Raw genomic sequence first — 23,946 nt, 5'->3', positions numbered from 1 at the left:
GTGATGTACCGACTTTGAAGATTGGAGGGTCATGGCCACCCGGAACAGCACCTATGCGCAACGGATCCTGGACGCACTGGAACGGGATCCGGCCCGTGCCGTCGTGCACGGGCCGGGCACCACCGTCGCGGCGGGTGAACTGGGCGACTCCGTCCTCGGCACGACAGCCGTACTGCACGCCCGCGGCATCGGACACGGCGACGCGGTGGGCGTGCTCACCGGGCCGAACCATCCCCTGATGCTCAGCGCCCGCTACGCCGTCCACCTCCTGGGGGCCACGTCCGTCTACATCCGGTCGATGAACCCGAGGACCGACACCGAGACGTTCTCCCTGGCCACCCAGACCGAACTGCTGCGGGACATCGGAGCGTTCCTGCTCCTGGTGGACGAGGAGAGCGCCCAGCGCGGGCGCTGGCTGGCCAGACGGCTGCCCGGACTGACCGTGCTGCCGATCCCCCGGGAGGCGCCGGCGCGCGCCGCCCTGCCCACGCACTTCCCGCCCGTACGGCCGGAAGCGCTGGCCTCCGTCGAGTTCACCAGCGGCAGCACGGGCCGCCCCAAAATGGTGGCCCAGCGCTACGGCACCCGTGAGGAACTCGTCGACCGCCTCGCCCATGGCCTCGATCCCCGGGGACCCGCGACGCTGTTGTCCGTCACACCCATCAGCCACACCACCGCGCCGATGGCGGACGCGGTGCTGTCCACCGGCGGCACGGTGGTCCTGCACGACGGCTTCGAGACCGAGGCCGTGCTGCGCGCCTTCACCGACCACCGGGTCACCGACGTCTATCTCGCGGTGCCCCACCTCTACCGGCTGCTCGACCACCCGGGCATCACCACGGCCGACCTCACCTCGCTCCGCCGCATCACCTACAGCGGCACCCCCGCGGCCCCGGCCCGGGTCGCGCGGGCGGTCGAGATCTTCGGCGACGTCCTCATCCAGGTCTACGGCTCCACCGAGGCGGGCGGCATCACCTGTCTGACCCCGCTGGACCACCGCGAACCCGAGCTGCTCGGCACCGTCGGCCGCCCCTTCCCGTGGGTGGCCCTGGAGATCCGGGTGGCCGGCAGTCCGGTCCCGGCCGAGCGCGGGCAGACCGGCGAGATCTGGGTGAAGTCGCCGACCGTGACGGCCGGTTACCTCGACGACGAGGAGCTCACCGGCGCCACCCTCAAGGACGGCTGGCTGCGCACCGGCGACCTCGGGCACTGGGACCGCTACGGCTATCTGCGTCTCGACGGCCGCGTCGGCGACGTGATCAAGCACGGCGGTCTCAAGCTCGACCCGGCGGCGATCGAGGGCGCCCTGCTGCGGCATCCGCAGGTCCGCCAGGCCACCGTCTTCGGGGTCCGCGACAGCGACCTCGTCGAGCAGGTGCACGCCGCCGTCGAGCTGCGCAACGGCGCCCCGCGCACCTCCTGCGACCTCCGGGGATTCGTGGCCGCGACGCTCACTCCGGAACACACCCCCGTCCGGATCTCGGTGTGGCCCCAGCTTCCGCTCACCCCCTCGGGCAAACCCGACCGCGCCTATCTGCGCGCCATGACCACCCCGGCCCACGACACCCGGACGCCGCCTCGCGCCCGGTCCGACCACGGAGGTGCACCACGACGGAACGAGCAGCCGACCTCAGGAACACCGCCCACGATCACGCCCACCCGCGAACAAGAAAGGGCGCTTCATGACCACATTCGGCCATTTCGCCCGGTCACTGCGGCTGCGACGGCTCTATCGCCACAGCACGGCCGGCCTGATGATCACCCCTCTCGACCACTCGATCCATGACGGCCCGGTCGTGCCGAAGGGCACCACCCTCGACCAGCTCGCCGGCCGGCTCGCGGCCGGCGGTTCGGACGCCGTCGTCGTGCACAAGGGCAGTGTGCGGCACATCAGTCCGGAGCGGTTCGCCGCGATGTCGCTGATCATCCACCTCAACGCGAGCACCAGTCAGGCACTCGACCCCACCGCGAAGTACATCGTGGCCGGGGTCGAGGAGGCGCTGCGGCTCGGCGCGGACGCGGTCAGCGTCCACGTCAACCTCGGCTCCGACGACGAGCGCCAGCAGATCGGCGACCTCGGGCGGATAGCGGACGCCTGCGACCGCTGGAACCTCCCGCTGCTGGCCATGGTGTACCCGCGCGGCCCCCGCATCACCGACCCCCGGGACCCGGCGACCGTCGCGCACGCCGTGACGATCGCCGCCGACCTGGGGGCCGACCTCGTCAAGACCGTCTTCCTCGGGTCGACGGCGGAGATGCTCGACCTCACCGCCGCCTGCCCGGTACCGGTTCTCGTCGCGGGCGGCCCTGCCCTCGCACGGGAGGAGGACGTCCTCGCGTACGTCCGGGACGCTCTCGCCGGCGGCGCGGGCGGGGTGGCGATGGGCCGCAACATCTTCCAGGCGCCCGACCCGCGCCGGCTGGCCGCCAAGGTCGCCCGGCTCGTCCACCACTTCCCCGAACAGCACTTCCACCCGGGTCCGTTCGTGGCCGGGCAGCTCGACGACGAGCGGCTCGCCGACGAACGGCTGACCCCCGACCACCTCGACGACACCGAGATCCACCACACGACAGGAGGGCCCCACCATGACGGACGCCAAACTGTGCTGGCTTGACATCCGCAACGCCGGCACCGCCACCGCGGCAGTACTCGAAGAAGCCCTGCACCAGCGCATCGACGGCATCGTCGCAGCCGACCCGGCCGCCTTCGCCGGCCTGCCCCCGACGGTCCGCAAGATCCTGCTCTTCGAGGACGGCGTGGTCCCGGACGACCTCAGCGGCGCCGACCTCGTGATCGTCCCCGGCGGCCGGGACGCCCGCGCCGGCCTCGCCGCCGCCCACCCGGACGTCGAGTTCGGCCGGTACGTCGAGATCGTGGACGCGGACACCCTCGAGGACGCCTGCCTCGCGGCCCGCCTGGAGAACTGGAGCATCCTCAACTTCCGCGACCCCACGAAGATCCCGCTGGAGATCGTCATCGCGGCCGCCACCGGCGCCCCGGGCTCGATCGTCACCACGGCGTCGAACCCCGAGGAGGCCGAGATCATCTTCGGTGTGCTCGAACTCGGCTCGGACGGCGTCCTGATGCAGGGGCTGACCGTCGGCGACGCCACCGCCCTGCGCACAGCGGCCACTTCCCGCACGGGGAAGATCGAGCTGGTGGAGCTCACGGTCACCGCGGCCAGTCACATCGGCATGGGCGAGCGCGCCTGCGTCGACACCACGACGTACTTCCGCAAGGACGAGGGCATCCTCGTCGGGTCGCACTCCAAGGGCATGGTGCTGTGTGTCAGCGAAACCCATCCGCTGCCGTACATGCCCACGCGCCCGTTCCGGGTCAACGCCGGCGCCCTGCACTCGTACACCGTCTCGCAGAACGGCCGGACCCACTATCTGAGCGAACTCCACGCCGGCAGCACAGTGCTGGCCGTGGACGTCAAGGGCCAGACGCGTCCGGTCAGCGTCGGCCGGGTCAAGATAGAGACCCGTCCGCTCATCTCGATCGACGCGGTCGCGCCCAACGGCCAGGCCGTCAATCTGATCCTCCAGGACGACTGGCACGTCCGGGTCCTCGGCCCCGGCGCGGCGGTCCTCAACAGCACCGAACTGAAGCCCGGCGACACGATCCTCGGTCACCTTCCGACGGCCGACCGCCATGTCGGCTACCCGATCAACGAGTTCTGCCTGGAGCAGTAGCAGCAGTCCGTGCAGACGGACGAACAGCTCCCGGACGCCCCGCCCCGGCACGCCTGGTGCCGGGGCCGGCGCGTGTCCGGACCTCCGTCGCCGGCTCACAGCCATCCCTGTTCCACCGCGATGCGGGCGGCGTCGAAGCGGTTGCGCCCGCCGAGTTTCTTGATGGCCGCCGAGGTCAGATTGCGTACCGTCCCCGAGGCCAGATAGAGCTCCCCCGCGATCTCCTTGACGGTGGCTCCGCCCGCCGTCAGCCGCAGCACGTCCAGCTCGCGGATGCTGAGCGAGGTGTCGCCCGTGACCGGCGGCCGGATGAGGGCCGGGTCGACGGTGAGACAGCCGCCCGCGACACCGATCAGCGTGGTGATCAGCTGCGGCAGCCGGCCGTTCTTCGGCACGATGCCCAGGGCGCCCGCGGCCACCGCACGGTCCACCACGGCCGGTGTCGCCGTGCCGACCATCAACGCGACGCCGCAGCCGGGGTGGTGGGAGCGGACGTCGGTCGCGATCCGCAGCGCCTTGCCGCCCATGGTGCTCTCGCCGAGCAGGAGAACGGTCGGCCTGCACCGTTCGACGGTGGGCAGTACGGCCTCGAAGGTGGTCGCGAGGCCCACCACCTCCAGACCGTCCGTTCCGTTGAGTGTCTCGGCGAACGCTTCCAGCACGAGCTGGTGATCACCGGCGACGACGACGCGTATCGACATGCTGTGCCCCCACAATCAGTGTGCTGTGACCGGTGGCCCGGCCGACGGCCGTGCGTCCGGCGGGCGGTCCGTTCCGCTGAGAAGCTGTTCGACCACGCGGCGGGCCAGTTCTTCGTCCTGGCCGGTGCCGGCGGCGGTGTCCGATGCGAGTTCGATGTGCCGGGCTCCCTCGGGGAGGGCCGCGGCGATCACCCGGGACGCGGCGCGAAACCTTTCCGCGAGCCTGTCCGTTCCCGAGCCGGACGGAATGACGACGACCGAGGTCGAGACCGGCCCGAGGTCGGCGGCGATCTGCGCCGGCAGCTCGCGCACCATGTCGAGGTCGTCGATGTCCGTCCGGTACGGCAGCGCCACACGATCGATGTCCGCGAGTTCCTTGCACAGGAAAGCCGCCTTGGTGGCCGCGTCGTCGCCCCGGCCGGGGTGTCCGGCCCCGACGACGGCGACGGCGGCACCGGCCGCACACAGTCGTGCGGTCACGATCCGGCCGGCGCCCGTGGTGGCGTCGACGACGAGCACGATGCAGCCGTCGAGCGGCGCGGGAGGGTGGGGCCCGGCGAACGGCATGAGGACTCCTGGGGTCTGTGCGCGGGCAGAACCCGGCGGCAGTCGTAGATCCCTGTCGGTGGGTACGACGAGCAGGTAACGTGCCAAATGTGTGAACAGATGGGGCCCGCCCGTGAAGCCGACTTGCTCGAGCGGGAACCAGGTGCACGTCCGCGTGCGTGCCCTTGTTTCGCAGTGAAGTTCCGTTCAACCGTGGTTCAAGGGGGAAATGCCACGTGGACGAGGTTTCGTCATTGGATCAACAGACCCTTGGCGTCTATCGCGCGATCCTGTTCCACAAGGAACACGACCCCGTGCAGCTCGCCAAGCTTCTGGACAGCACTCCGGAGGAGGTGGAGGCCGCACTCGGCCGGCTGTCCAAGCTCTCTCTGCTGGCACCGTCCCGGGACAGTCCGGGCAGGCTCCGGGCGGTCAACCCGGCACTCGGTCTCAAGGTCCTGCTCCAGCGGGAGCAGGACGAACTGGCCTGGCGACAGCAGCAGATCGAGCAGAACCGCTCGGCTCTCGCCGCTCTCGCCGCCGAATACACCGCGTCCGGGGGGACCGAGTCGCTCGGCGGCACCGAACACCTCGACAACGTCGACGACATCCGCATCCGCCTCGAAGCCCTGGCCGAGTCCTGTGCCGTGGAGTCCCTCGCCTTCCACCCCGTCAACGCACTGACGGAGGAGTCGATCGAGGCCGGGCGGCCGCTCAACGAACGAGCGCTCGCCCGGGGCGTACGATTCCGCTCCATCTATCTCGACAGCGTCGCCAACGACCGGGTGACCCGGGCCCACGCTCAGTGGATGGCCGAGCGCCGCAGCGAGATACGCACCTCGCCGACCCTGCCGATGCGGCTGCTCATCGTCGACACCACGGCCGCGGTCGTCGCGGGTCTGCCGGGACAGGCACAGCCGTCCGCGCTGCTGTTCAGCAACCCGCCCGTGGTGCACGCCATGCGCGCCCTGTTCGAGGCGTACTGGGAGCATGCCAGCCCCCTCAACACCCCGGCGGACTCGCACCCCGGCGGACTGACCGCGCAGGAGCGCAAGTTGCTCCAGCTGCTGGCCACGGGTCTCACCGACGAGGCGGTGGCGCGTGCGCTGGGTATCGGGGTCCGCACCGAACGCCGCATCGTGGCCGAACTGATGGACCGGCTGGGCGCGTCGAGCCGGTTCGAGGCCGGCGTGCAGGCGACCCGGCGGGAGTGGATCTGACGGAACTGCTGTGCTGACAACGTAGTCACCTCTTCGGCGGGGTCGGCCAGACGAAGTCGTCCGGGATTCCGGGGAGGCCCGGGAGGTCGGGGAGTTCGCCCAGGATCGGCCAGACGAAGTCGTCCGGGACGCCCGGCTCACCCTGGGGCTGCGGCCACACGAAGTCGTCCTTGCCGTCCTTGGCCGCCGTCCGGTCCCCGCCGCGGGCGCTCTGCGCACCGTCCGTGCCGGGCTCGGTCTTCGGCTGCGGCCAGACGAAGTCGTCCTCGCCGCTGGGCGTCTGGGAGATCTGCACCGACGCGGCCGGCCCCTGCTGCCCGGCGGCCTGCGCCGGCGAGGAGAAGAGCAGCGAGCCGAGAACGGTGGCGGCTATGACGGAAGCGGCGGCGGTACAGCGGGTTACACGTGACATTGATCGTCTCCATTCGTGCGGTGGATACGAATGCGGCAGTGTTTCCATTCGGAAGAAGTTGTCCGGCGGCCGTCCGGCCCGGGGGCCTTTCGACTGCGTAGCTAGAGGAAATCACCGACCCCGTACTGTTGTCTGCTTTCGGCCAGACCAGGAACCTGCCTGGCATGAAGGTGCCTGCCGCGGAGGTGGCCGGTTCATGCCGGACAGCGGCGCCAACTCCCGCCCCTGTGAGGAGAAACAGCAGTTCAGAGCGGTGCGACCAGGAGGCCGGGGCGAGGGACGGATGTACGCGGTGGCCGAGCGCGCCGATTCCGGACGGCGCGTGGGCGGTGATCATCTGCCATTCCCGGGCGGAATGCTTGCCACCGGTAAGGAGGCGTCCGCTTCTGCCGCTGTCATTTCAGGAATTACTGAAACGCGGGTCCCTCGAGGTCGGTCCAGCGATGAAAAGCACGCCGGCGGTACCGCGGACACCCTCGGATGCCGTCTGGTGGCGCGCCGGTTCCGACCATAGGTTCGGTCCGGACAGGCTCGCGTCGAGGAGGCACACGCAGTGGGGAAGTTCGACGGCAAGGTCGCGTTGATCACCGGTGGCGCGCGGGGACAGGGACGGGCGCATGCCGTGGCCCTGGCGCGTGAAGGCGCCGACATCGTGACGTGCGACATCGCCGGGGAGCTGGAGAGCGTTCCCTATCCGCTGGGCAGCGAGGCCGAACTGGCCCGCACGGTCGACCTGGTGGAGTCGACCGGCCGGCGCTGCGTCGCCCTGATGGGAGACGTCCGCAGTCTCCAGGAGATGGAGAACGTCGCGGCACGGGCACTGGAGGAGTTCGGCCGTATCGACTTCCTGCTGGCCAACGCCGGGATCGCGTCCGCCTCCCCCCTCGCCTCGATGGACGCCCTCCAGTGGCAGGAGATGATCGACGTCAATCTGACCGGCGTCTTCCACTCGTTCCGCGCGGTCGTGCCGCACATGATCGAGCAGGGCTACGGCCGGATCGTCGCCACCTCCTCCGTCGTCGCCCGGATGGGCGCGAAGAACAGCGCGCACTACGCGGCGGCCAAGTGGGGCGTCATCGGGCTGGTGAAGTCCCTGGCGCTGGAGGTGGCCGAGCACGGCATCACCGTGAACGCGGTCCTGCCCGCCGGGGTGAACACGACGATGATCCACAACCGGGCCACGTACCGGCTGCTGCGTCCCGACCTGGACGACCCGGCGCGAGAAGACGTCCTGCCGGTGCTGGAGGGTCAGGGGCCCGGGCTGATGGAACCCGAGGACGTCACCGCGGCGGTGCTCCTTCTGCTCGCGGACTCCGGCGGATTCCTCAATGGCGAGGCCATGACACTGTCCGCCGGGCTCAGCGCCTCCAACGCCGGCTGACCGGCGTGGTTCGGGTCACCGGCTGACCGGCCGGGTCATACGGGAGCGAGCTCCGCGGCCCCGAAGGAGACGTCGAAACGGTCGCACCAGATGCTCACACTGCTGTAGTCGGCCGGATCGACGCCTCGCGGCAGCGCATAGTTCTGGTCGCCCTTGTTGCCCTTCAGCTTGCCGAGTGCCGTGTGCTTGCCGTCGTCGAAGACACGCCACCCGGCCGTGCCCTCCTTGACCGGAGCGTCCGCCAGCAGGACGCGCAGATCGGGCCCGTTGCTGGTGTCGAGGTTCTCCAGCCGGAGCACGTGCGAGCCGTCGGCCAGCCGCACGATCTTCACCGTGCCGGTCGTCCGGTGCTCGTGGCTGATCAGTTCGCCGGTGGCCAGCGTGCGGGGCCCGGCCTGCGGCGGGGAGTCGGCGGCGTCCTGCTCCGGCACCCCGGCGGGGGCCGCCGCCGGCAGGTCCTCGCTTACGGTCTCGTCCACCCACAGCTTCCACGGCTGGAACCACACGGCACCGACGGCGCCCGCGGCCAGTCCCAGAAGCAGCAGTCCGACGACCACCGGCCGTCGCAGTATCGCCCGCATGTGATCCACTCCCCGTCGCGTGTCCGGCGTCGTCCCCCGTCGGGATCCGCTCGGCCCTCCACGGCATTCAACGGCAGCACGAGCCGCGACGGTGGCCATGGGCCGGTGACGAAAGTCTTACGTCCTGCGCGCGGCCCTCGAACACGCGGGGAAGGAAGCGCCGCGCGACCGCCCCGCCACCGAAGCCCCCACCTGCGCCGACGACAGCGGACAGGCTCGGGTGGCACACTGACCGGCGGTCGTTCGAAGGAGCTCCGCCGTGCCGATGATCCGCACCCTGCGCCGTGCCGTGGGGCGTGCGCACCAACCCCGCGTCGACCTCAGCCACCCGGCAAGGTCGCCGCTCGGCAGCTCGGTCGTCAACTGCGTGGTCTACGAGGACGGGATGCGGCTGTCGGGCCACGCCTCCGCCGAGGACGCCCTGCGCCAGGTCCGCAAGCACGAGGGCCGCTTCGTCTGGATCGGGCTCCACGAGCCCACGGCGGCCGAGTTCGCCGGACTCGCGGAGCTCTTCGCGCTGCACCCGCTGGCCGTGGCGGACGCGGTGCACGCGCACCAGCGGCCCAAGCTCCAGCGGTACGAAGGGGACGGCACCCGCAACGGCACGCTGTTCGCCGTCTTCAAGACCTGCCGCTACGTCGAGCACGAGGAACTCACGTGCTCCAGCGAGGTCGTGGACACCGGCGACCTCATGGTCTTCACCGGGTCGAACTTCGTCATCACCGTCCGGCACGGCAGGCACGGCTCGCTCGGCCCGCTCCGCGAGGCCCTCGAAGGGGACACCGAGCAGTTGTCCAAGGGACCGGCCGCCGTGCTGCACGCGATAGCCGACCGGATCGTCGACGACTACCTCGTCGTCGCCGAGGCCGTGCAGACCGATGTCGACGACGTCGAGAGCACCGTCTTCGACACGTCGGCGGGGCGGGCCGACCCCGGGCGGATCTACCAGCTCAAGCGCGAACTGCTGGAGCTCAAGCGGGCCGTCGCGCCGCTGGACAGGCCGATGTGGACCCTGGCGACCACACCTCTGCCGCCGGTCGGACCCGAGATACAGCCGTACTTCCGCGACCTCGTCGACCATCTGGCCCGGATCAACGAGCAGATCATCTCCTACGACGCCCTGCTCGACTCGATCCTCCAGGCACACCTGGCGCAGGTGACCGTCGCCCAGAACGAGGACATGCGGAAGATCACCGCATGGGCGGCGATCGTGGCCGTGCCGACGATGGTGTGCGGTGCGTACGGAATGAACTTCGAGCACATGCCGGGGCTGCGCTCGCCCTTCGGCTATCCGGTGGTGATGGCCGTCATGGTGGTCGCCTGTCTGGTGATCCACCGTAGTTTCCGCCGCAACGGCTGGCTGTGAGCCGGCCCGGTCAACGGCCGCTCACAGGAGCGTGACGAACATCCCGAGGGTCGCGATCGCGACCGCACAGCCGTACAGCGCGAGCGTCACGGCACGCGCCTCGTCGGAGGGATCGCCACGGCCGGCGCGTGCCAGGCCGAGGGCCGAGGTGACCAGCAGGGCGAGTGCGCCGGCCGAGCAGGCGGCGACCATGGCGACGATCAGGGCATCCATCACCCGGCGACCGTCTCACGGCCCGTCAGCTCCCGCATCCCGGACTGCTCCGTTCTCGGCAGGCCACCCCCGTAGCCCTGCCGGGAACGGAGCCCGGTCCGGTCCGCCTGATCGCGATTCTCATCGGACAGGCCCCGCCGGCGCGAGCTTTTCGATGGGAGTCGAAAGGTCGCACGCCCGTGCTACGGGGTGCGAAGGCCTTCGGCGCCCTTCGACGAGCACGGGCGGCCCCGCGTAGCGGCCGGGACCCGCCGGGTTCAGGGCGTGGCGGGGAGCGCCGCCAGGGTCTCGGTGAGCCACTTCGTCCAGAACGACTCCAGCTCGATGCCCCCGCGCAGCACCATGTGGCGCAGCGCGTCCTGTTCGGTGACGGTCCGCTCCGGCGCGAAGTCGCGCTCCTCGATCTCGCGGTACTGCTCCAGCTGCCGCTGGTGCAGGGCGAGATGGCGCTCCAGCTCCTCCCGCAGCCCGGCGCCGCCCACCACGCCCGCGGCCCGCAGCCGCAGCAGCAGCGGGTCGCGGACCGGCCTCGGGTCCTCCGGCCGCGCCACCCAGGAGGCCAGCTCGGCGCGGCCCGCGGGCAGCACCTCGTACTCCTTCTTCTGACCCCGCGTCGGCTGCGCGGACGGCAGCGCCCGGATCTGGCCCGCCTGCTCCAGCTTGCCCAGCTCGCGGTAGATCTGCTGATGGGTGGCCGACCAGAAGTAGCCGATCGACTTGTCGAAGCGGCGGGTCAGCTCCAGGCCCGACGAGGGCTTTTCGAGCAGGGCCGTGAGGATGGCGTGCGGGAGCGACATGGCCCGATCCTAGGGAGTGTCCGGAAAGCGCCGTCGGCCGCCCGAGGACCACAGCGGAACAGGCGGAACAGGCAGGACGCAGCGGGCACCGCCCGGGGAGCTGTCCGTGCGCCCGCGGCGGGCCGTCACAGCGCGGCCGCGAGGCGGGTGCCCTGGTCGATGGCGCGCTTCGCGTCCAGCTCGGCGGCCACATCGGCGCCGCCGATGAGATGGACCGAGCGGCCCGCCGCGGCCAGTTCGTCGAACAGTCCGCGCTGCGGCTCCTGGCCCGCGCACAGCACCACGGTGTCGACCGGCAGGACGGTTGCCGTGCCGTCGACCGTGAGGTGCAGCCCCTCGTCGTCGATGCGCTCGTACGTCGCGCCGGGGGTCATCGTCACCCCGCGGTGCTTGAGCTCCGTGCGGTGGATCCAGCCCGTCGTCTTGCCGAGGCCGGCACCGACCTTGCCGGTCTTGCGCTGGAGCAGATGCACGGCCCGGGCGGGTGCGGTGCGCTTCGCCTCGGTGAGGCCGCCGCGCCCCTGGTACTCGGTGTCGACGCCCCACTGGCGGAAGTACGTCCCCGCGTCCAGGCTCGCGCCCTCGCCGTCGTCGGTGAGGAACTCCGCCACGTCGAAGCCGATGCCGCCGGCGCCGATGACCGCGACGCGCTCGCCGACGGGTGCGCCGTCGCGCAGGACGTCGAGGTAGCTGACGACGCTCGGGTGGTCGACGCCCGGGATCTCGGGGGTCCTCGGCGTCACTCCGGTGGCGACGACGATCTCGTCGTACTCGTCCGCCGCGAAGGTGTCGGCACTGACGCGGGCACCCAGGCGGACCTCCACACCGTGTGTCTCCAGCTGGTTGCGGAAGTAGCGCAGCGTCTCGTCGAACTCCTCCTTGCCCGGGATCCGCTTGGCGATGTTCAGCTGTCCGCCGATCTCGTCGGCGCCGTCGAAGAGCGTGACGGTGTGCCCGCGTTCGGCGGCCGAGACCGCGCACGCGAGACCGGCGGGCCCGGCGCCCACGACGGCGACGCGCTTGCGCAGCCGGGTGGGGAAGAGCACCAGCTCGGTCTCGTGGCAGGCACGCGGATTGACCAGGCAGGAGGTGAGCTTCCCGCTGAACGTGTGGTCCAGGCAGGCCTGGTTGCAGCCGATGCAGGTGTTGATCGACTCCGCGCGGCCGGCCTGCGCCTTGGCCACGAACTCGGGATCGGCGAGGAAGGGCCGCGCCAGCGACACCATGTCCGCGCGGCCCTCGGCGAGCAGCTGCTCGGCGACCTCGGGGGTGTTGATGCGGTTGCTGGTGATGAGCGGCACGGACACGGACCCCATCAGCCGGCTCGTGACCCAGCTGTAGGCGCCGCGCGGCACGGAGGTCGCGATGGTGGGGATACGGGCCTCGTGCCAGCCGATGCCGGTGTTGATGATGGTCACGCCGGCCGCCTCGATCTCCTGGGCGAGCGTGACGACCTCCTCCAGCGTGGAGCCGCCGGGAACCAGGTCGAGCATGGAGAGCCGGTAGATCAGGATGAAGTCGGGTCCGACCCGCTCGCGGGTACGCCGGACGATCTCCAGCGGCAGCCGGATGCGGTTCTCGTACGAGCCGCCCCAGCGGTCGGTGCGGTGGTTGGTGGCGCTCGCGATGAACTCGTTGATGAAGTAGCCCTCGGAGCCCATGATCTCGACGCCGTCGTAGCCGGCGGACCGCGCGAGCGCGGCGGTGCGCACGAAGTCCTCGATCGTCTCCTCGATCTCCTCGTCGGTGAGGGCGTGCGGCACGAACGGGCTGATGGGGGCCTGGAGCGCGCTGGGGGCGACGAGGTCGGCGTGGTAGGCGTACCGGCCGAAGTGCAGGATCTGGAGCGCGATCCGGCCGCCCTCGGCGTGCACCGCGTCGGTGACGGTGCGGTGCTGGGCCGCCTCGGCCTCGGTGGTGAGCTTGGCGCCGCCCTCGTACGGCCGGCCGCGGTCGTTGGGCGCGATGCCGCCGGTGACGATGAGCCCCACGCCACCGCGGGCGCGGGCCGCGTAGAAGGCGGCCATGCGCTCGAACCCGTTCTCCGCCTCTTCGAGGCCGACATGCATCGAGCCCATCAGCACGCGATTGGGAAGCGTGGTGAACCCGAGGTCGAGCGGGCTCAGGAGATGGGGGTACGGGCCGGTGCTCGGCTGGCTCATCGGGGCCTCCACGGGACGGGTCGTGGCTTTCAGTTCTAGCCTCCGGACCCTTGTTTTGCAACAAGGTGCAAAACCTTGTGGGCACCGTCACGGAGAAGCCGGTCCGACAACCGGATGATTCACCTATCCGTGTGAAAGTGGTCCCCTCTGCCCTGCCTTCACCAATAACGTGCCGATGTGGCGGGATGGGAGCAGTTGAGTGCACTGGGGATCGTTGCGATTCTCGGCTCGCAGGGGATCGGGGCAGTAGCGGCAGGAGTGACGGACGAGCCGGCTCCGGCCGCGTCCGTCTCCCGGGCCGAGGCCGAGCCGGCCACGGGGGATTCCGACCCGGCCGAGCCGCGGCCCGGTCCGGCCCCGCCGGATCAGGAGCCGAGGCCGGAGGCGAGCTCGGCGTCCCGGGCGGGCGCGGAACCCGAAACCGGCCCTGAGCCCGGCCTGGTTCGCGAGGCCGACGGTGAGGCCGACAGCGACGACGAGGGCGGTGCGCCGCCGGGCCGTGAGAGCGAGCACAAGGGGCCGGCCCGGGAGGACGCGGGCGCGGTCCCGGCCGAGCGGGATCCGGCCCCGGCGTCTCGGGCGCACGACCCTGCCCCGGACGCAGGTGCGGACTCAGGTGCGGGCGCAGGCGCAGGCACAGGTGCGGGCGCGGCTGGTGGCGCACCGACGAGCGCGGCTGCGGGCGCGGCCGGCTCCGGTCACGACCGGCAGAGCCCCGCTCCGGCGGCGACACCCATCGGCCCGGTCCTGCCGGACCCCGGCACCGTCGTCCCCTCCTTCGGCGCCCTCTTCGCCGGCACCGTGAGCGTGGCGCCCCTGCCCCCGCACGGCACATGGGCCCTCCATCTGCCTGGTCTCATCTGCGCGTCGGTGCAGGTGTCCGTCGGGGGCCGGCCCGGAGCCGGCGACCTCCTGGTGGATGTGTCGGTCGACGTGGACGTGTCCGTGGACCTCTTCACGCACTGCCCGCCACCGCCGCCCGAGCCGTGTCCGCCCGAACCGCCGCCGAGCGAGCCGCCGCCGAGCGAGCCCCCGAGCCCGCCGCCGCCCAGCAGCCCGCCGCCGGTGCCGGAACCGCCCGCGCCGACCACCCCCGCGCCGCCGCAGCCGCGCCCGACGCCGCCGCCTCCGGCGCCCGAACCCTCACCCGTACCGCCGGCTCCGCTGCCGCCCGCGCCGGTCGTTCCCGAGACCGAGCCGGCCGTCGTACCGCCGCCTCCCGCGGCCGGTCCGCCCGCCGCTCCGCCGCAGGCCGTGACCGTACGCAACCACCGGCCGTTGCCCGGTAGGCCGGAGCGCGAGGGGATGCCCCTCGTCGTCCTGGTGCTCGTCACCACGACACCGGCCGTGCTCGCCGCGGCCCTGCTGCGGCCGGGGCGCGGCCGCGCCTGAGCGACACCCCACCGACCGCACCACCACATCTTTCGGAGTGAGCCCATGTCGGAATGGCTGGTCCTGGCCATCGCGATGGCCGCCGCCTGCGCCGTCGTCCTCATCGCCACCCTTCTCCTCCAGCGCCGGCGGCACGACGCCGAGGAAACGGGCGTGGAGCCCGCCGAGACCCCCGACGTCCTCGAGTACATGACGATGATGGTCGGCGTCGTGTACGCCATCGTGCTGGGCCTCGCCATCGCCGGTGTGTGGGAGGCACGCAGCGCCGCGCAGGACGACGTACGCCGTGAGGCGCAGGCCCTGTACGAGGTCACCCAGCGCGCCGAGGTCTACCCGCCCGACGTTCAGCGCAAGCTCCACTCGGACATCGACCGGTACGTCGCGCACGTCGTCCACCAGGAGTGGCCGAGGATGATCGACGGCCAGGAGCAGACCGGGCGGGGCGGCGAGCTGCTCGACGTGGTGCGCTCGGACATCGCCAGGCGCGTGCCCGTGGGAGAGCTGGAGGCCCAGGCGTACCAGCCGATGCTCGACCAGGTGGCGGTCGCCGACGACGCGCGCAACGCCCGGGAGTCGAACGCCGGCGCGACCCTGCCGGGCGTGGTGTGGTTCGGCCTGATCACCGGCGCCCTGGTGACCGTCGGACTGATCTTCACCATGCAGATCGGCCGCTCCTACCGCGAGCTGCTGCTCGCCGGTCTGTTCAGCGCGCTGATCGCGTTCCTGCTCTTCCTGGTGTGGGACTTCGACGCACCGTTCGGGCGCTCGGGCTCGGAGTCCGCCGATGCCTTCCGCCAGCTGTTCCCCCGCGCCGCGGGTCTGGGCTGAGGCACCCGCCGACGACCCGGAATAGGGAGGACGGGGTCCCCGTTGTAGGGTTTGGTTCAACATTCAACCAACCGGACCCGAGAGGTGGGCTCACATGCAGTTCGGCATCTTCACCGTCGGCGATGTCACGACCGACCCGACCAACGGCCGTACGCCGAGCGAGCACGAGCGGATCAAGGCGACGGTCGCCATCGCCCGCAAGGCGGAGGAGGTCGGCCTCGACGTCTTCGCCACCGGCGAGCACCACAACCCGCCCTTCGTCCCGTCCTCCCCGACGACCCTCCTCGGGCACATCGCGGCCCGCACCGAGAACCTGATCCTGTCCACCTCGACCACGCTGATCACCACCAACGACCCGGTGAAGATCGCCGAGGACTACGCGTACCTCCAGCACCTCGCGGACGGCCGGGTCGACCTGATGATGGGCCGCGGCAACACCGGGCCGGTCTACCCCTGGTTCGGCAAGGACATCCGCCAGGGCATACCGCTCGCCGTGGAGAACTACGCGCTCCTCCACAGGCTGTGGAGGGAGGACGTGGTCGACTGGGAAGGGAAGTTCCGCACTCCGCTCCAGTCGTTCACGGCCACCCCGCGCCCGCTGGACGGCGTCCCGCCGTTCGTCTGGCACGGCTCCATCCGCTCCCCCGAGATCGCGGAACAGGCCGCGTACTACGGCGACGGCTTCTTCCACAACAACATCTTCTGGCCGATGTCCCACACGAAGAAGATGGTCGGCCTCTACCGGCAGCGCTACGCCCACTACGGCCACGGCACGGCCGAGCAGGCCATCGTCGGGCTCGGCGGCCAGGTGTTCATGCGGAAGAACTCGCAGGACGCGGTCAGGGAGTTCCGGCCCTACTTCGACAACGCGCCGGTCTACGGACACGGGCCCTCGCTGGAGGACTTCACCGAGCAGACCCCGCTGACCGTCGGATCGCCGCAGCAGGTCATCGAGCGCACGCTCGGCTTCCGGGACGCGGTCGGTGACTACCAGCGCCAGCTGTTCCTGATGGACCACGCGGGTCTGCCGCTGAAGACGGTCCTCGAACAGCTCGACATCCTCGGCGAGGAGGTCGTCCCGGTGCTGCGCAAGGAGTTCGCCGCGCTGCGGCCGGCCGGTGTGCCGGAGAGCGCCCCGCTGCACCCGGCGGTCGCCGCCGCCCGGAGCGAGGACGCGACGACGGAGAACAACAACACGAACGAGACCGCGAAGGAGGCGGCATGAGCGAGCAGGCGCTGAAACTGGTGGCCGTCTCCGCCGGTCTGAGCGTGCCCTCGTCGACCCGGCTCCTCGCCGACCGGCTCACCGAGGCCGTACGCGGCTCCCTCGGCGAGCGGGACGGTGACCGGGAGGTGGAGGTGCGCGTGGTCGAGCTGCGCGAGCTGGCCGTGCCGATCGCCAACCACCTGGTGACGGGCTTCCCTTCGCCCGCGCTCGGCGAGGCGCTCGACGCGGTGACGGAGGCGGACGGCCTGATCGTCGTCTCCCCCGTCTTCGCGGCCTCCTACAGCGGACTCTTCAAGTCGTTCTTCGACCTCGTCGAGGTCGGAGCGCTGGCCGGCACGCCGGTACTGATCGGGGCGACCGGCGGTACGTCGCGCCACTCGCTGGTGCCGGAGCACGCGATGCGTCCGCTCTTCGCCCATCTGCGGGCGCTGGTCGTGCCGACCGCCGTCTACGCGGCCTCGGAGGACTGGGGCGGCACGGGCGACGCGCTCACGGACACGCTGCCCGAGCGGATCGGGCGCGCGGGGCGGGACCTGGCGGAGTTCATGGCGACGGCGTCGGGGAGGACGGCCGGGAAGAAGACGGAACCGGTGCTGTCGCTGCCGTTCGCCTGAGGCCTGGCCTGACCTGAGCGGGGCCTGGACCGGGGCCGGGGCCTGCACCGGGACCGAGAGGCCCCGGGACCGAGGAGGCGCCAGGGCTGCCGCCGGGTCGTGACCGGGCGGCCGCCGGCCGGGACGACCCGCGCGCCTTCTCGCGTGCGGGTTGTCAGTGCCGCCTCCTATGGTTTCGGCATGACCCCTGCTCTCATCGGGCGCGACCACCCCGCAGGCGTCCTCCGGACGGAGATCGGCCGGGCGACGGACAGCCACGGGGGCCTGGTGCTGGTCACCGGCGAGGCCGGTATCGGCAAGACGTCGCTGGTCACCGACGCCGCCGACGAGGCGCGCCGGCGCGGTGCCCTGGTGCTGGGCGGCTCCTGCTGGGACTCCGACAGCGCCCCCGGGTACTGGCCGTGGGTCCAGGTCGTGCGCGGTCTGCGCCGGGGTGTCGACGAGGCGGAGTGGGCCGAGGCCGGTAAGGCGGCGGGCGGGCGGCTCGCCGTCCTGCTCGGCGAGGAGCCCGGCGAGGGCGACGGCGGCGAGAGCTTCCAGCTGTACGACGCGGTGACGACCGCCCTGGTCACCGTCTCGCAGAAACGGCCGCTGGTGGTCGTGCTCGACGATCTGCACTGGGCCGATCCGGCCTCGCTGAGACTGCTCGAATTCGCCGCCCAGCACGCCTGGTTCGAGCGGCTGCTGCTGGTCGGCACCTATCGCGACGTCGAGGTGGAGGCGCCCGACCACCCGCTGCGGCAGCTCATCGCCCCGCTGGCGGCCCGCGCCGCCGCGACCGTGACCCTGACCGGCCTCCAGCGCGACGAGGTGGGCGCGCTCATCGCGCTGACCGCCGGTGTGGAGCCGGAGCCGGACCTCGTCGAGGAGGTCCACCGCCGTACCGGCGGCAACCCCTTCTTCGTCGAGCAGACCGCGCGGATCTGGCACAGCGGCAGCCCGGTCACCACCGTCGCGCCGGGGGTGCGCGAGGCGGTGCGGCGGCGGCTGGCGCTGCTGCCCGAGCCGGTGAGCACGCTGCTGGACACCGCGGCCGTGCTGGGCCGGGAGTTCCACCGCCAGGTGCTCGCGGCGGCCGCCTCATCCCCCGTCCCGCACGTGGACCGGCTGCTGGACCGGGCGGTGACGGCCCGGCTGGTGACCGTGCGCAGCGGCGGCCGGTTCGCCTTCGCCCACGACCTTGTCCGCGAGACGCTGTACGAGGCGCTCGACGAGCAGCGGACCCGGGAGCGGCACGCCGGCGTCGTACGGGCCCTGGACCGCACCCCCGGCCTCAGCGAGAAGGTCTTCCCGGCGGATCTGGCACGGCACGCCTATCTGGCCGGCGAGGAGCTGGAGCGGGACCGGCGGGTCGATCTGCTGCTCGCCGCGGCGCGGGACGCCTCCAGCAGGCTGTCCGGCGAAGAGGCCGTCGGGCACTACCGGCGGGCCCTGGAGGCCGCCGGCGACGACCGGCGCAGGGCCGCCCTGGTCGCCCTCGACCTCGGCGGCGAACTGCGGCACTACGGCGACGAGGCCGAGGGCCGGCGCTTCCTCGACCTCGCCGTCGATCTGGCCCGCGCGGTGGACGACCCCGAGGTGCTCGCCCGCGTGGCCATCACCCTCCATCAGCACGGGGGCGTGCTGGGCCAGGAGGCGTCGGGCGCCGAGCTGCTGCGCGAGGCGTACCGCGCGCTGGCCGGCGGCAGCGGCGAGGAACTGGCCGGCCTGACGCCGGAGCGGATCGCCCAGGACCTGGCCGTGCGGACCACGGCGCTGGCGCGGCGCGGTGAGGACGACGAGGCCCTCGCGTTCTCCCTGTGGGCGCGGCACGACTCGATCTGGGGGCTCGGCACCTCCGAGGAACGCCTCGTGCTCACCGCGGAGATGGGCGAGGTCGCCCGCCGCACGGGCAACCGCGACATGGAGATGCACGCGGCCGCGATGCGCTGGGTGACGCTCCTGGAGCTCGGCGACCCGCGCTACCTCGACCAGTTGCGCGTCTTCACCACCCTGGCCGAGCGGGCGGGGCTGCGCAGGTTCGAGCTGGGCATGGCCATCGACCAGTCCCTCATCGCCGCGCTGGGCGGGCGGTTCACCGAGGCGGCCGATCTGCTCTCGGCCGCGATCGGGCTGCAGCACGAGCATCCGCCGTTCGCCTTCATGGCCGCCCATATGCACTGGTCGCTGTTCCTGCTCCAGGGCCGGTTCGACGAGGCGGAGGCCGTGGTCGGGACGCTCACCGACCAAGGGCATCCGCATCCGCCGCTGCTGGCGGGGCTCACCGCGATCGAGCAGGGCCGTACGGCGGTGGCGCTGCGGATCGTGGACGAGATCGCGGCCCGGCCCGAGGCGGTGCCCCGGATCTTCGCACCGCTGTGGATGCGGCTGCGCGCGCACGCGGCCGCGGCGTCCGGCGACCCGGCACGGATCGACGAGGCCAGGGCCGCGCTCGCGCCGTATGCGGGCCAGTGGGTCGTCTCGCTGTACGGCTGCGACATCAGCGGGCCCGTGGACCTCTGGCTGGGGATGCTCGACGCGGCGCGCGGACGACGGGAGGAGGCGGTGGCCGCGCTGACCGCCGCGTACACCTCGGCGGACCGGCTGCGGGCGAGACCCTGGTCGGTGCGGGCGCGGGCGGCGCTGCTGGGTCTGCTGGGCCCGGGCGGCGACACGGCGGAGCTCGCCGTGTCGACCCGGCGCGAGGCCGAGGAGCTGGGGCTGACGTACTTGCTGGACGGGGTCCCGCCGCGCGCGGTCGCGGACGCCCCGCCCACCGAGGACGCAGACGAACTGACCGCGTACGGCCGGGCGGCCGACGCCTACGCCGGAGTGGGCGCCGTCTCCCCCGAACTCGCGGCCCAGGCCCTCCAGCCCCACGCCGCCCGGCAGCGCTTCCGCCGCGACGGCGCCGTGTGGGCCCTCGACTTCGCGGGCCGCGGTGTCCATGTCCCGGACGCCAAGGGGCTACGCGATCTGCACACCCTGCTGTCGCATGCGGGCGACGACCTGTCAGCGGTGGTCCTGCTCGACCCCGAGGGCGGTGAAGCGGTGATCGCCGCCCGCCGCTTCGGCGGGGACCCGGTGCTCGACGAGGAGGCCAAGATCCGCTACCGTCGGCGGCTGGAGCGCCTCGACGAGGAGATCGACCGGGCGGCGGAGCTGGGCGACGACCGCAGGGCAGAGGAGTTCGGCCGCGAACGGGCCGCGCTGCTCGACGAGTTGCGCACGGCGGCCGGCCTGGGCGGCCGGACCCGCCGGCTCGGCGACGAGGCGGAACGCGCCCGCAAGACGGTCACGGCCCGCATCCGCGACACCCTCCGCAAACTGGACGCCCTCCACCCCGAACTGGCCGCGCACCTGCGGGAGTCGGTCACGACGGGCTCGTACTGCTCCTACCGCCCGGGGCGCCCCGTCGACTGGCTGCTCTGAGCCGGAAGGACCCGACGCGGGCAGCGCGGGCGAGGCAGTGCCCGCTCACCTCACCCTCCAGGCGCCGGGCTCGCATCCGATGCGGTGTGAGGCGCGGCGCGCGACACAGCGGCGTCACAGCGGCACCACATCGGCGACGACACAGGCAATGTTGTCGGGGCCTCCCGCACGTCGGGCGCGGGCGATCAGTTCGCCGACGTCGCCCGGCCCCGCCGAAGCTGGTGCTTCCCCCCGGGTGGTCAACGGCGGCCCTCGGCAACCGCACACACAGCACTGCGGGCGCCCCCGCTGGTCCGGGGACGCCCGCAGCACAGGACAGCTGGCTACTTGCGGTTGTAGAGCCGCATCGTGACAGAGCCGAAGACCACCACGAACAGTGCCGCCCAGCCCAGCGACCAGGCAATGTCCGCCGCCGGCCAGTTGCCCGCCATCAGCTCCCTTACCGCGGTGGCCACATGGGTCACCGGGCTGTTGTTGACGAACGCCTGGAGCCAGCCCGGCATCGTCTTCGGGTCGACGAAGACATTGCTCAGGAACGTCAGCGGGAAGATCACCATCATGCTGACGCCCATCACCGACTTCTCGGTCCGCAGCAGCAGTCCGAACATCGTCCAGATCCAGGAGAACGCGAACGAGAAGACCATCAGCAGGACGACGCCCATGAGGATGCCCATCACCCCGCCGTCGGCGCGGTAGCCGATGATCATGCCGACGGTCAGCATGACCACGGAGGCGAGGAAGTAGCGGACGACGTCACCGAGCAGATAGCCCACCATCGGGGCCGGCCGCCAGATCGGCAGCGTCCGGAACCGGTCGAAGACACCCTTGGTGATGTCGGTGTTGACCGCGACGCCCGTGTACATCGTGATCATCACGACGCTCATCGTCAGGATGCCCGGCAGCAGGAACTGGATGTACTGCGAGGCCGAGCCGGCCAGCGCCCCTCCGAAGAGGTACGTGTACATCAGCACCATCATGATCGGGAACGCCGTCACATCGAACAGCTGCTCCGGCACGTGCTTGATCTTCAGCATCGCCCGCCAGCCGAACGTCAGCGACGCGGAGATCGCGCTCGGCCTCGGTGGGCGCTCCTTGCCCACCAGCAGCGCTGCCAGATCCTCGGCCTTCGGTGCTTCGAGTGCCAGGTCCTCGGCGTCCTTGACGGACTTCGTCGTCGTCGCGGTGCTCACGCCGCCGCCCCCTTCTTGTCGGTCAGGGCGAGGAAGACCTCGTCCAGGCTGGGCTGTCCCAGCGCGAAGTTGTCCACAGTGATCCCGGTGCGGGCCAGCTCGGCCAGCGCCCGCGCGGCCTGCTCCGCGGCGCCCTGCTGGGTGCCGTGCCCGTTCACCCGGGCGGTCAGCGCGAGCGGATCGGCGTCCAGCAGGACCTCCGCCCCCAGCGCCGCCGCCAGCACCCGCTCGGCCTCCGGCCGCTGCTCCGCGTCCCGCAGCCGCAGATGGACCGCGCCCGAGCCGACCGATGCCTTGAGCTCGCCCTTCGTGCCCTCCGCGATCACCCTGCCGTGGTCGATCACGGCGATACGGGAGGCCAGATGGTCCGCCTCGTCCAGGTACTGCGTGGTCAGCAGCACCGTCGTGCCCTGGGCGACCACCGCGCGCACGATGTCCCACACCTGGTTCCGGCTGCGCGGGTCGAGACCGGTGGTCGGCTCGTCGAGGAAGAGCAGGTCCGGGGTGTTCAGGATGGAGGCGGCGATGTCGATACGGCGCCGCATACCGCCCGAGTAGTTCTTCACCTGCTTGTCGGACGCCTCGGACAGACCGAAGGCGTCGAGCAGCTGACTGGCGCGCTCCTTCGCGGCCGGCTTGGCGTGACCGAGCAGCCGTGCCAGCAGCACGAGATTCTCGGTACCGGTGAGGTCCTCGTCGACCGAGGCGTACTGCCCGGTGAGACTGACCCTGCTGCGCACGGCGTCCGCGTCCTTCTGCACGTCCTTGCCGAAGACACGGGCCTCGCCGCCGTCCGGCCGCAGCAGGGTGGCCAGCATTTTCACCGTCGTCGTCTTGCCGGCGCCGTTCGGCCCGAGTACGCCGTAGACGGTGCCGGCCGGCACGGACAGATCGACCCCGTCCACCGCCCGGTTCTCACCGAAGACCTTCACCAGGCCCGCGGTCTCGATTGCCAGTTCTGTGCTCATCGTCGTTCCTTCGCATGGTCGGCGGTGGGTCGGGTGAGGTCGTCGGAGGTCCAGGATGGTGACCGGAGCGGCCGCCGGAAGTCATCGGTGCCGGCGCGAGCACTCGCTAGGAGACGTAGGGGCGGGCGGCACGGGCCTCGCGCAGCGCGAGCCCCCACCACCAGAGCTGGTCCAACATCAGAGCGGCCGCCCGGTCCCGGTCCTCGCCGGTGTCGTCGAGCAGGTTGATGCTCACGCCGTTGCGCAGGGTCACGGTGTGCAGCTCGGTGAAGACCGAGCGCAACTGCTCCACGGCGTACAGACCACGGGAGCCGTGGCCGTAGCTGACGAACGCGACCGGCTTGGTCCGCCACTCGTCGTAGGCGTAGTCGATGGCCTGCTTGAGGGAGGCGGGGAAGGACCGGTTGTACTCGGGGGTGACGACCACGAAGGCGTCGGCGCGGCCGATCTCCGAGACGAAGTCCCGCATCCGCGCGGTCGCACGGTCCGGGTAGCGGGCGGGGAAGTCGAAGTCGATCAGATCGACGACACAGAGCTCCACGTCGGCCCGCTCGGCGGCACGCTCGGTGAACCAGCGTCCGACCTTCTCGCCGACGCGGCCCTCACGGGTGCTGCCGATGATGACCGCGACGCGCAGCGGTGTCTCCTGCACGGTGCGCCTCCCTCCTGCGGTTGCTCCTCACCCAGCAGGCGCGAGACGACGGCGCGCGGCCGCGAGATGAGATCTGGCGGCCGCGCGAAGAGAGAGAAGTCGCAGGTCGGTGACCTAGTCCTCCCTCATGTAGAACACATAGAACGCGACGGCGAACATCACGGCGGCGAACATGAGCCCCATCCCCGCCGACCGCAGGATGCTGGTCCCCGTCAGGCTGTGCAGAAAGCCGATGGACATGCCGCACACCACCGCGTACGCGGCCGCGCGGACCTCACGCGGCAGGGCGTTCTGGATGCGGCCGAGACCGTAGGCGACCGCCGTGAAGACCAGCCCGGCGACCACCCCGTATAGAACGTCCCACCAGCTGACGGCCTCACCGGTGCGACGGAGGAACCCCGCGTAGAAACCGAAGAGCGTGCCCAGCCCCACGGGCATGGCCCAGCTGAGAGATCCGTGGTGCCGTACGGGCATCGTTGCGTGAACAGCCATGACGGAGAGCTCCTTCCCTCGTCCTCACTTCAGAGCACACCCGCGCCGCCCCGCAGGCAAGTCGGAGCGGCCGGCCATCAGCCCGGTCGGCGGCCC

Annotated in this window: 22 protein-coding genes; 11 read left to right on the top strand and 11 right to left on the bottom strand. The window is 71.6% G+C overall.

Annotated features, from left to right (window positions below; translation table 11 throughout):
- The first annotated feature begins 31 nt into the window (after positions 1-31).
- From OHA05_RS18830 to OHA05_RS18820, 3 genes are read left to right on the top strand one after another with little or no spacing between them, the layout of a single operon-like run.
- Positions 32-1,786 (top strand): class I adenylate-forming enzyme family protein, encoded by a 1,755-nt coding sequence (locus tag OHA05_RS18830; RefSeq protein WP_328861216.1) that lies wholly within the window; start codon positions 32-34, stop codon positions 1,784-1,786.
- Positions 1,683-2,615, top strand: a complete 933-nt coding sequence (locus tag OHA05_RS18825; protein WP_313945184.1) for a 2-amino-3,7-dideoxy-D-threo-hept-6-ulosonate synthase — start codon at positions 1,683-1,685, stop codon at positions 2,613-2,615. Before OHA05_RS18830 ends, OHA05_RS18825 begins: the two co-directional genes overlap by 104 nt.
- Entirely contained in the window at positions 2,587-3,696 is a 1,110-nt protein-coding gene (locus OHA05_RS18820; protein ID WP_313945185.1) for a 3-dehydroquinate synthase II, read from the top strand. Before OHA05_RS18825 ends, OHA05_RS18820 begins: the two co-directional genes overlap by 29 nt.
- Positions 3,697-3,791: 95 nt before the next feature.
- Here the strand turns inward: OHA05_RS18820 and OHA05_RS18815 are convergent, their stop codons facing one another.
- Together OHA05_RS18815 and OHA05_RS18810 are read right to left on the bottom strand one after the other, a co-directional pair.
- Positions 3,792-4,397: a response regulator transcription factor gene (locus tag OHA05_RS18815; protein WP_313945186.1), complete on the bottom strand. Its 606-nt coding sequence runs from the start codon at positions 4,395-4,397 to the stop codon at positions 3,792-3,794.
- A gap of 15 nt (positions 4,398-4,412) precedes the next feature.
- Positions 4,413-4,964 carry a hypothetical protein gene (locus tag OHA05_RS18810; protein ID WP_313945187.1) on the bottom strand — a complete coding sequence of 184 codons (552 nt, stop codon included), beginning with the start codon at positions 4,962-4,964 and terminating at the stop codon, positions 4,413-4,415.
- Positions 4,965-5,197: 233 nt separating this feature from the next.
- Between OHA05_RS18810 and OHA05_RS18805 the strand changes: the two genes are divergently transcribed.
- Positions 5,198-6,163, top strand: a complete 966-nt coding sequence (locus OHA05_RS18805; RefSeq protein ID WP_313945188.1) for a helix-turn-helix transcriptional regulator — start codon at positions 5,198-5,200, stop codon at positions 6,161-6,163.
- Positions 6,164-6,188: 25 nt separating this feature from the next.
- Here the strand turns inward: OHA05_RS18805 and OHA05_RS18800 are convergent, their stop codons facing one another.
- Positions 6,189-6,575: a hypothetical protein gene (locus OHA05_RS18800; protein ID WP_328861215.1), complete on the bottom strand. Its 387-nt coding sequence runs from the start codon at positions 6,573-6,575 to the stop codon at positions 6,189-6,191.
- Between the two features lie 553 nt (positions 6,576-7,128).
- Here OHA05_RS18800 and OHA05_RS18795 point away from each other — a divergent pair.
- Complete coding sequence (locus OHA05_RS18795; RefSeq protein ID WP_313945190.1) at positions 7,129-7,956, top strand: mycofactocin-coupled SDR family oxidoreductase; 828 nt, start codon at positions 7,129-7,131, stop codon at positions 7,954-7,956.
- Positions 7,957-7,991: 35 nt separating this feature from the next.
- Here OHA05_RS18795 and OHA05_RS18790 read toward each other — a convergent pair whose 3' ends face one another.
- Positions 7,992-8,537, bottom strand: coding sequence for a DM13 domain-containing protein (locus tag OHA05_RS18790; RefSeq protein ID WP_328861214.1), 546 nt, complete (start codon positions 8,535-8,537; stop codon positions 7,992-7,994).
- Positions 8,538-8,802: 265 nt separating this feature from the next.
- On the opposite strand from OHA05_RS18790, the gene OHA05_RS18785 reads away from it, so the two are divergent.
- Complete coding sequence (locus OHA05_RS18785) at positions 8,803-9,903, top strand: magnesium and cobalt transport protein CorA (protein WP_313948936.1); 1,101 nt, start codon at positions 8,803-8,805, stop codon at positions 9,901-9,903.
- 21 nt (positions 9,904-9,924) lie between these two features.
- Here the strand turns inward: OHA05_RS18785 and OHA05_RS18780 are convergent, their stop codons facing one another.
- From OHA05_RS18780 to OHA05_RS18770, 3 genes are all read right to left on the bottom strand, one after another.
- Positions 9,925-10,116, bottom strand: a complete 192-nt coding sequence (locus OHA05_RS18780) for a hypothetical protein (RefSeq protein ID WP_328863420.1) — start codon at positions 10,114-10,116, stop codon at positions 9,925-9,927.
- Positions 10,117-10,373: 257 nt separating this feature from the next.
- The gene (locus tag OHA05_RS18775; protein ID WP_313945192.1) at positions 10,374-10,913 is read right to left on the bottom strand and encodes a PadR family transcriptional regulator; all 540 of its coding nucleotides are present in this window, start codon (positions 10,911-10,913) and stop codon (positions 10,374-10,376) included.
- Positions 10,914-11,038: 125 nt separating this feature from the next.
- Entirely contained in the window at positions 11,039-13,075 is a 2,037-nt protein-coding gene (locus tag OHA05_RS18770; protein ID WP_328861213.1) for an NADPH-dependent 2,4-dienoyl-CoA reductase, read from the bottom strand.
- A gap of 177 nt (positions 13,076-13,252) precedes the next feature.
- Here OHA05_RS18770 and OHA05_RS18765 point away from each other — a divergent pair, with 177 nt between their 5' ends.
- From OHA05_RS18765 to OHA05_RS18745, 5 genes are all read left to right on the top strand, one after another.
- Entirely contained in the window at positions 13,253-14,467 is a 1,215-nt protein-coding gene (locus OHA05_RS18765; protein WP_328861212.1) for a hypothetical protein, read from the top strand.
- A 45-nt stretch (positions 14,468-14,512) separates the two neighbouring features.
- A complete protein-coding gene (locus OHA05_RS18760; protein WP_313945195.1) occupies positions 14,513-15,295 on the top strand; it encodes a bestrophin-like domain in 783 nt (260 codons plus the stop codon).
- A gap of 94 nt (positions 15,296-15,389) precedes the next feature.
- On the top strand, positions 15,390-16,520 hold the full coding sequence (locus OHA05_RS18755; protein WP_313945196.1) for an LLM class flavin-dependent oxidoreductase: 1,131 nt from the start codon (positions 15,390-15,392) through the stop codon (positions 16,518-16,520).
- Positions 16,517-17,137 (top strand): FMN reductase, encoded by a 621-nt coding sequence (locus OHA05_RS18750; RefSeq protein ID WP_313945197.1) that lies wholly within the window; start codon positions 16,517-16,519, stop codon positions 17,135-17,137. Before OHA05_RS18755 ends, OHA05_RS18750 begins: the two co-directional genes overlap by 4 nt.
- Before the next feature lie 180 nt (positions 17,138-17,317).
- Positions 17,318-20,548, top strand: a complete 3,231-nt coding sequence (locus tag OHA05_RS18745; RefSeq protein ID WP_328861211.1) for an ATP-binding protein — start codon at positions 17,318-17,320, stop codon at positions 20,546-20,548.
- Between the two features lie 323 nt (positions 20,549-20,871).
- On the opposite strand, the gene OHA05_RS18740 is transcribed toward OHA05_RS18745, so the two are convergent.
- From OHA05_RS18740 to OHA05_RS18725, 4 genes are all read right to left on the bottom strand, one after another.
- The gene (locus OHA05_RS18740; protein ID WP_313945201.1) at positions 20,872-21,738 is read right to left on the bottom strand and encodes an ABC transporter permease; all 867 of its coding nucleotides are present in this window, start codon (positions 21,736-21,738) and stop codon (positions 20,872-20,874) included.
- Positions 21,735-22,706 (bottom strand): ATP-binding cassette domain-containing protein, encoded by a 972-nt coding sequence (locus OHA05_RS18735; RefSeq protein WP_328861210.1) that lies wholly within the window; start codon positions 22,704-22,706, stop codon positions 21,735-21,737. The genes OHA05_RS18740 and OHA05_RS18735 overlap by 4 nt, the downstream gene beginning before the upstream one ends.
- 106 nt (positions 22,707-22,812) lie before the next feature.
- On the bottom strand, positions 22,813-23,358 hold the full coding sequence (locus tag OHA05_RS18730) for an NADPH-dependent FMN reductase (RefSeq protein ID WP_328861209.1): 546 nt from the start codon (positions 23,356-23,358) through the stop codon (positions 22,813-22,815).
- Positions 23,359-23,472: 114 nt separating this feature from the next.
- A complete protein-coding gene (locus OHA05_RS18725; RefSeq protein WP_313945204.1) occupies positions 23,473-23,850 on the bottom strand; it encodes a hypothetical protein in 378 nt (125 codons plus the stop codon).
- Positions 23,851-23,946: the final 96 nt, after the last annotated feature.

This window comes from Streptomyces sp. NBC_00306 (assembly GCF_036169555.1).
Taxonomy (GTDB): Bacteria; Actinomycetota; Actinomycetes; order Streptomycetales; family Streptomycetaceae; genus Streptomyces; species Streptomyces achmelvichensis.
This window is presented reverse-complemented; position numbering and strand designations above follow the sequence as displayed.

Bases quoted from the DNA above. Each gene is read 5' to 3' on its own strand.
- OHA05_RS18750 (WP_313945197.1), top strand. From the start codon at position 16,517: ATGAGCGAGCAGGCGCTGAAACTGGTGGCCGTCTCCGCCGGTCTGAGC.
- OHA05_RS18815 (WP_313945186.1), bottom strand. From the start codon at position 4,397: ATGTCGATACGCGTCGTCGTCGCCGGTGATCACCAGCTCGTGCTGGAA.
- OHA05_RS18770 (WP_328861213.1), bottom strand. From the start codon at position 13,075: ATGAGCCAGCCGAGCACCGGCCCGTACCCCCATCTCCTGAGCCCGCTC.
- OHA05_RS18810 (WP_313945187.1), bottom strand. From the start codon at position 4,964: ATGCCGTTCGCCGGGCCCCACCCTCCCGCGCCGCTCGACGGCTGCATC.
- OHA05_RS18735 (WP_328861210.1), bottom strand. From the start codon at position 22,706: ATGAGCACAGAACTGGCAATCGAGACCGCGGGCCTGGTGAAGGTCTTC.
- OHA05_RS18755 (WP_313945196.1), top strand. From the start codon at position 15,390: ATGCAGTTCGGCATCTTCACCGTCGGCGATGTCACGACCGACCCGACC.
- OHA05_RS18830 (WP_328861216.1), top strand. From the start codon at position 32: ATGGCCACCCGGAACAGCACCTATGCGCAACGGATCCTGGACGCACTG.
- OHA05_RS18785 (WP_313948936.1), top strand. From the start codon at position 8,803: ATGATCCGCACCCTGCGCCGTGCCGTGGGGCGTGCGCACCAACCCCGC.
- OHA05_RS18725 (WP_313945204.1), bottom strand. From the start codon at position 23,850: ATGGCTGTTCACGCAACGATGCCCGTACGGCACCACGGATCTCTCAGC.
- OHA05_RS18780 (WP_328863420.1), bottom strand. From the start codon at position 10,116: ATGGATGCCCTGATCGTCGCCATGGTCGCCGCCTGCTCGGCCGGCGCA.
- OHA05_RS18775 (WP_313945192.1), bottom strand. From the start codon at position 10,913: ATGTCGCTCCCGCACGCCATCCTCACGGCCCTGCTCGAAAAGCCCTCG.
- OHA05_RS18825 (WP_313945184.1), top strand. From the start codon at position 1,683: ATGACCACATTCGGCCATTTCGCCCGGTCACTGCGGCTGCGACGGCTC.
- OHA05_RS18820 (WP_313945185.1), top strand. From the start codon at position 2,587: ATGACGGACGCCAAACTGTGCTGGCTTGACATCCGCAACGCCGGCACC.
- OHA05_RS18745 (WP_328861211.1), top strand. From the start codon at position 17,318: ATGACCCCTGCTCTCATCGGGCGCGACCACCCCGCAGGCGTCCTCCGG.
- OHA05_RS18800 (WP_328861215.1), bottom strand. From the start codon at position 6,575: ATGTCACGTGTAACCCGCTGTACCGCCGCCGCTTCCGTCATAGCCGCC.
- OHA05_RS18760 (WP_313945195.1), top strand. From the start codon at position 14,513: ATGTCGGAATGGCTGGTCCTGGCCATCGCGATGGCCGCCGCCTGCGCC.
- OHA05_RS18790 (WP_328861214.1), bottom strand. From the start codon at position 8,537: ATGCGGGCGATACTGCGACGGCCGGTGGTCGTCGGACTGCTGCTTCTG.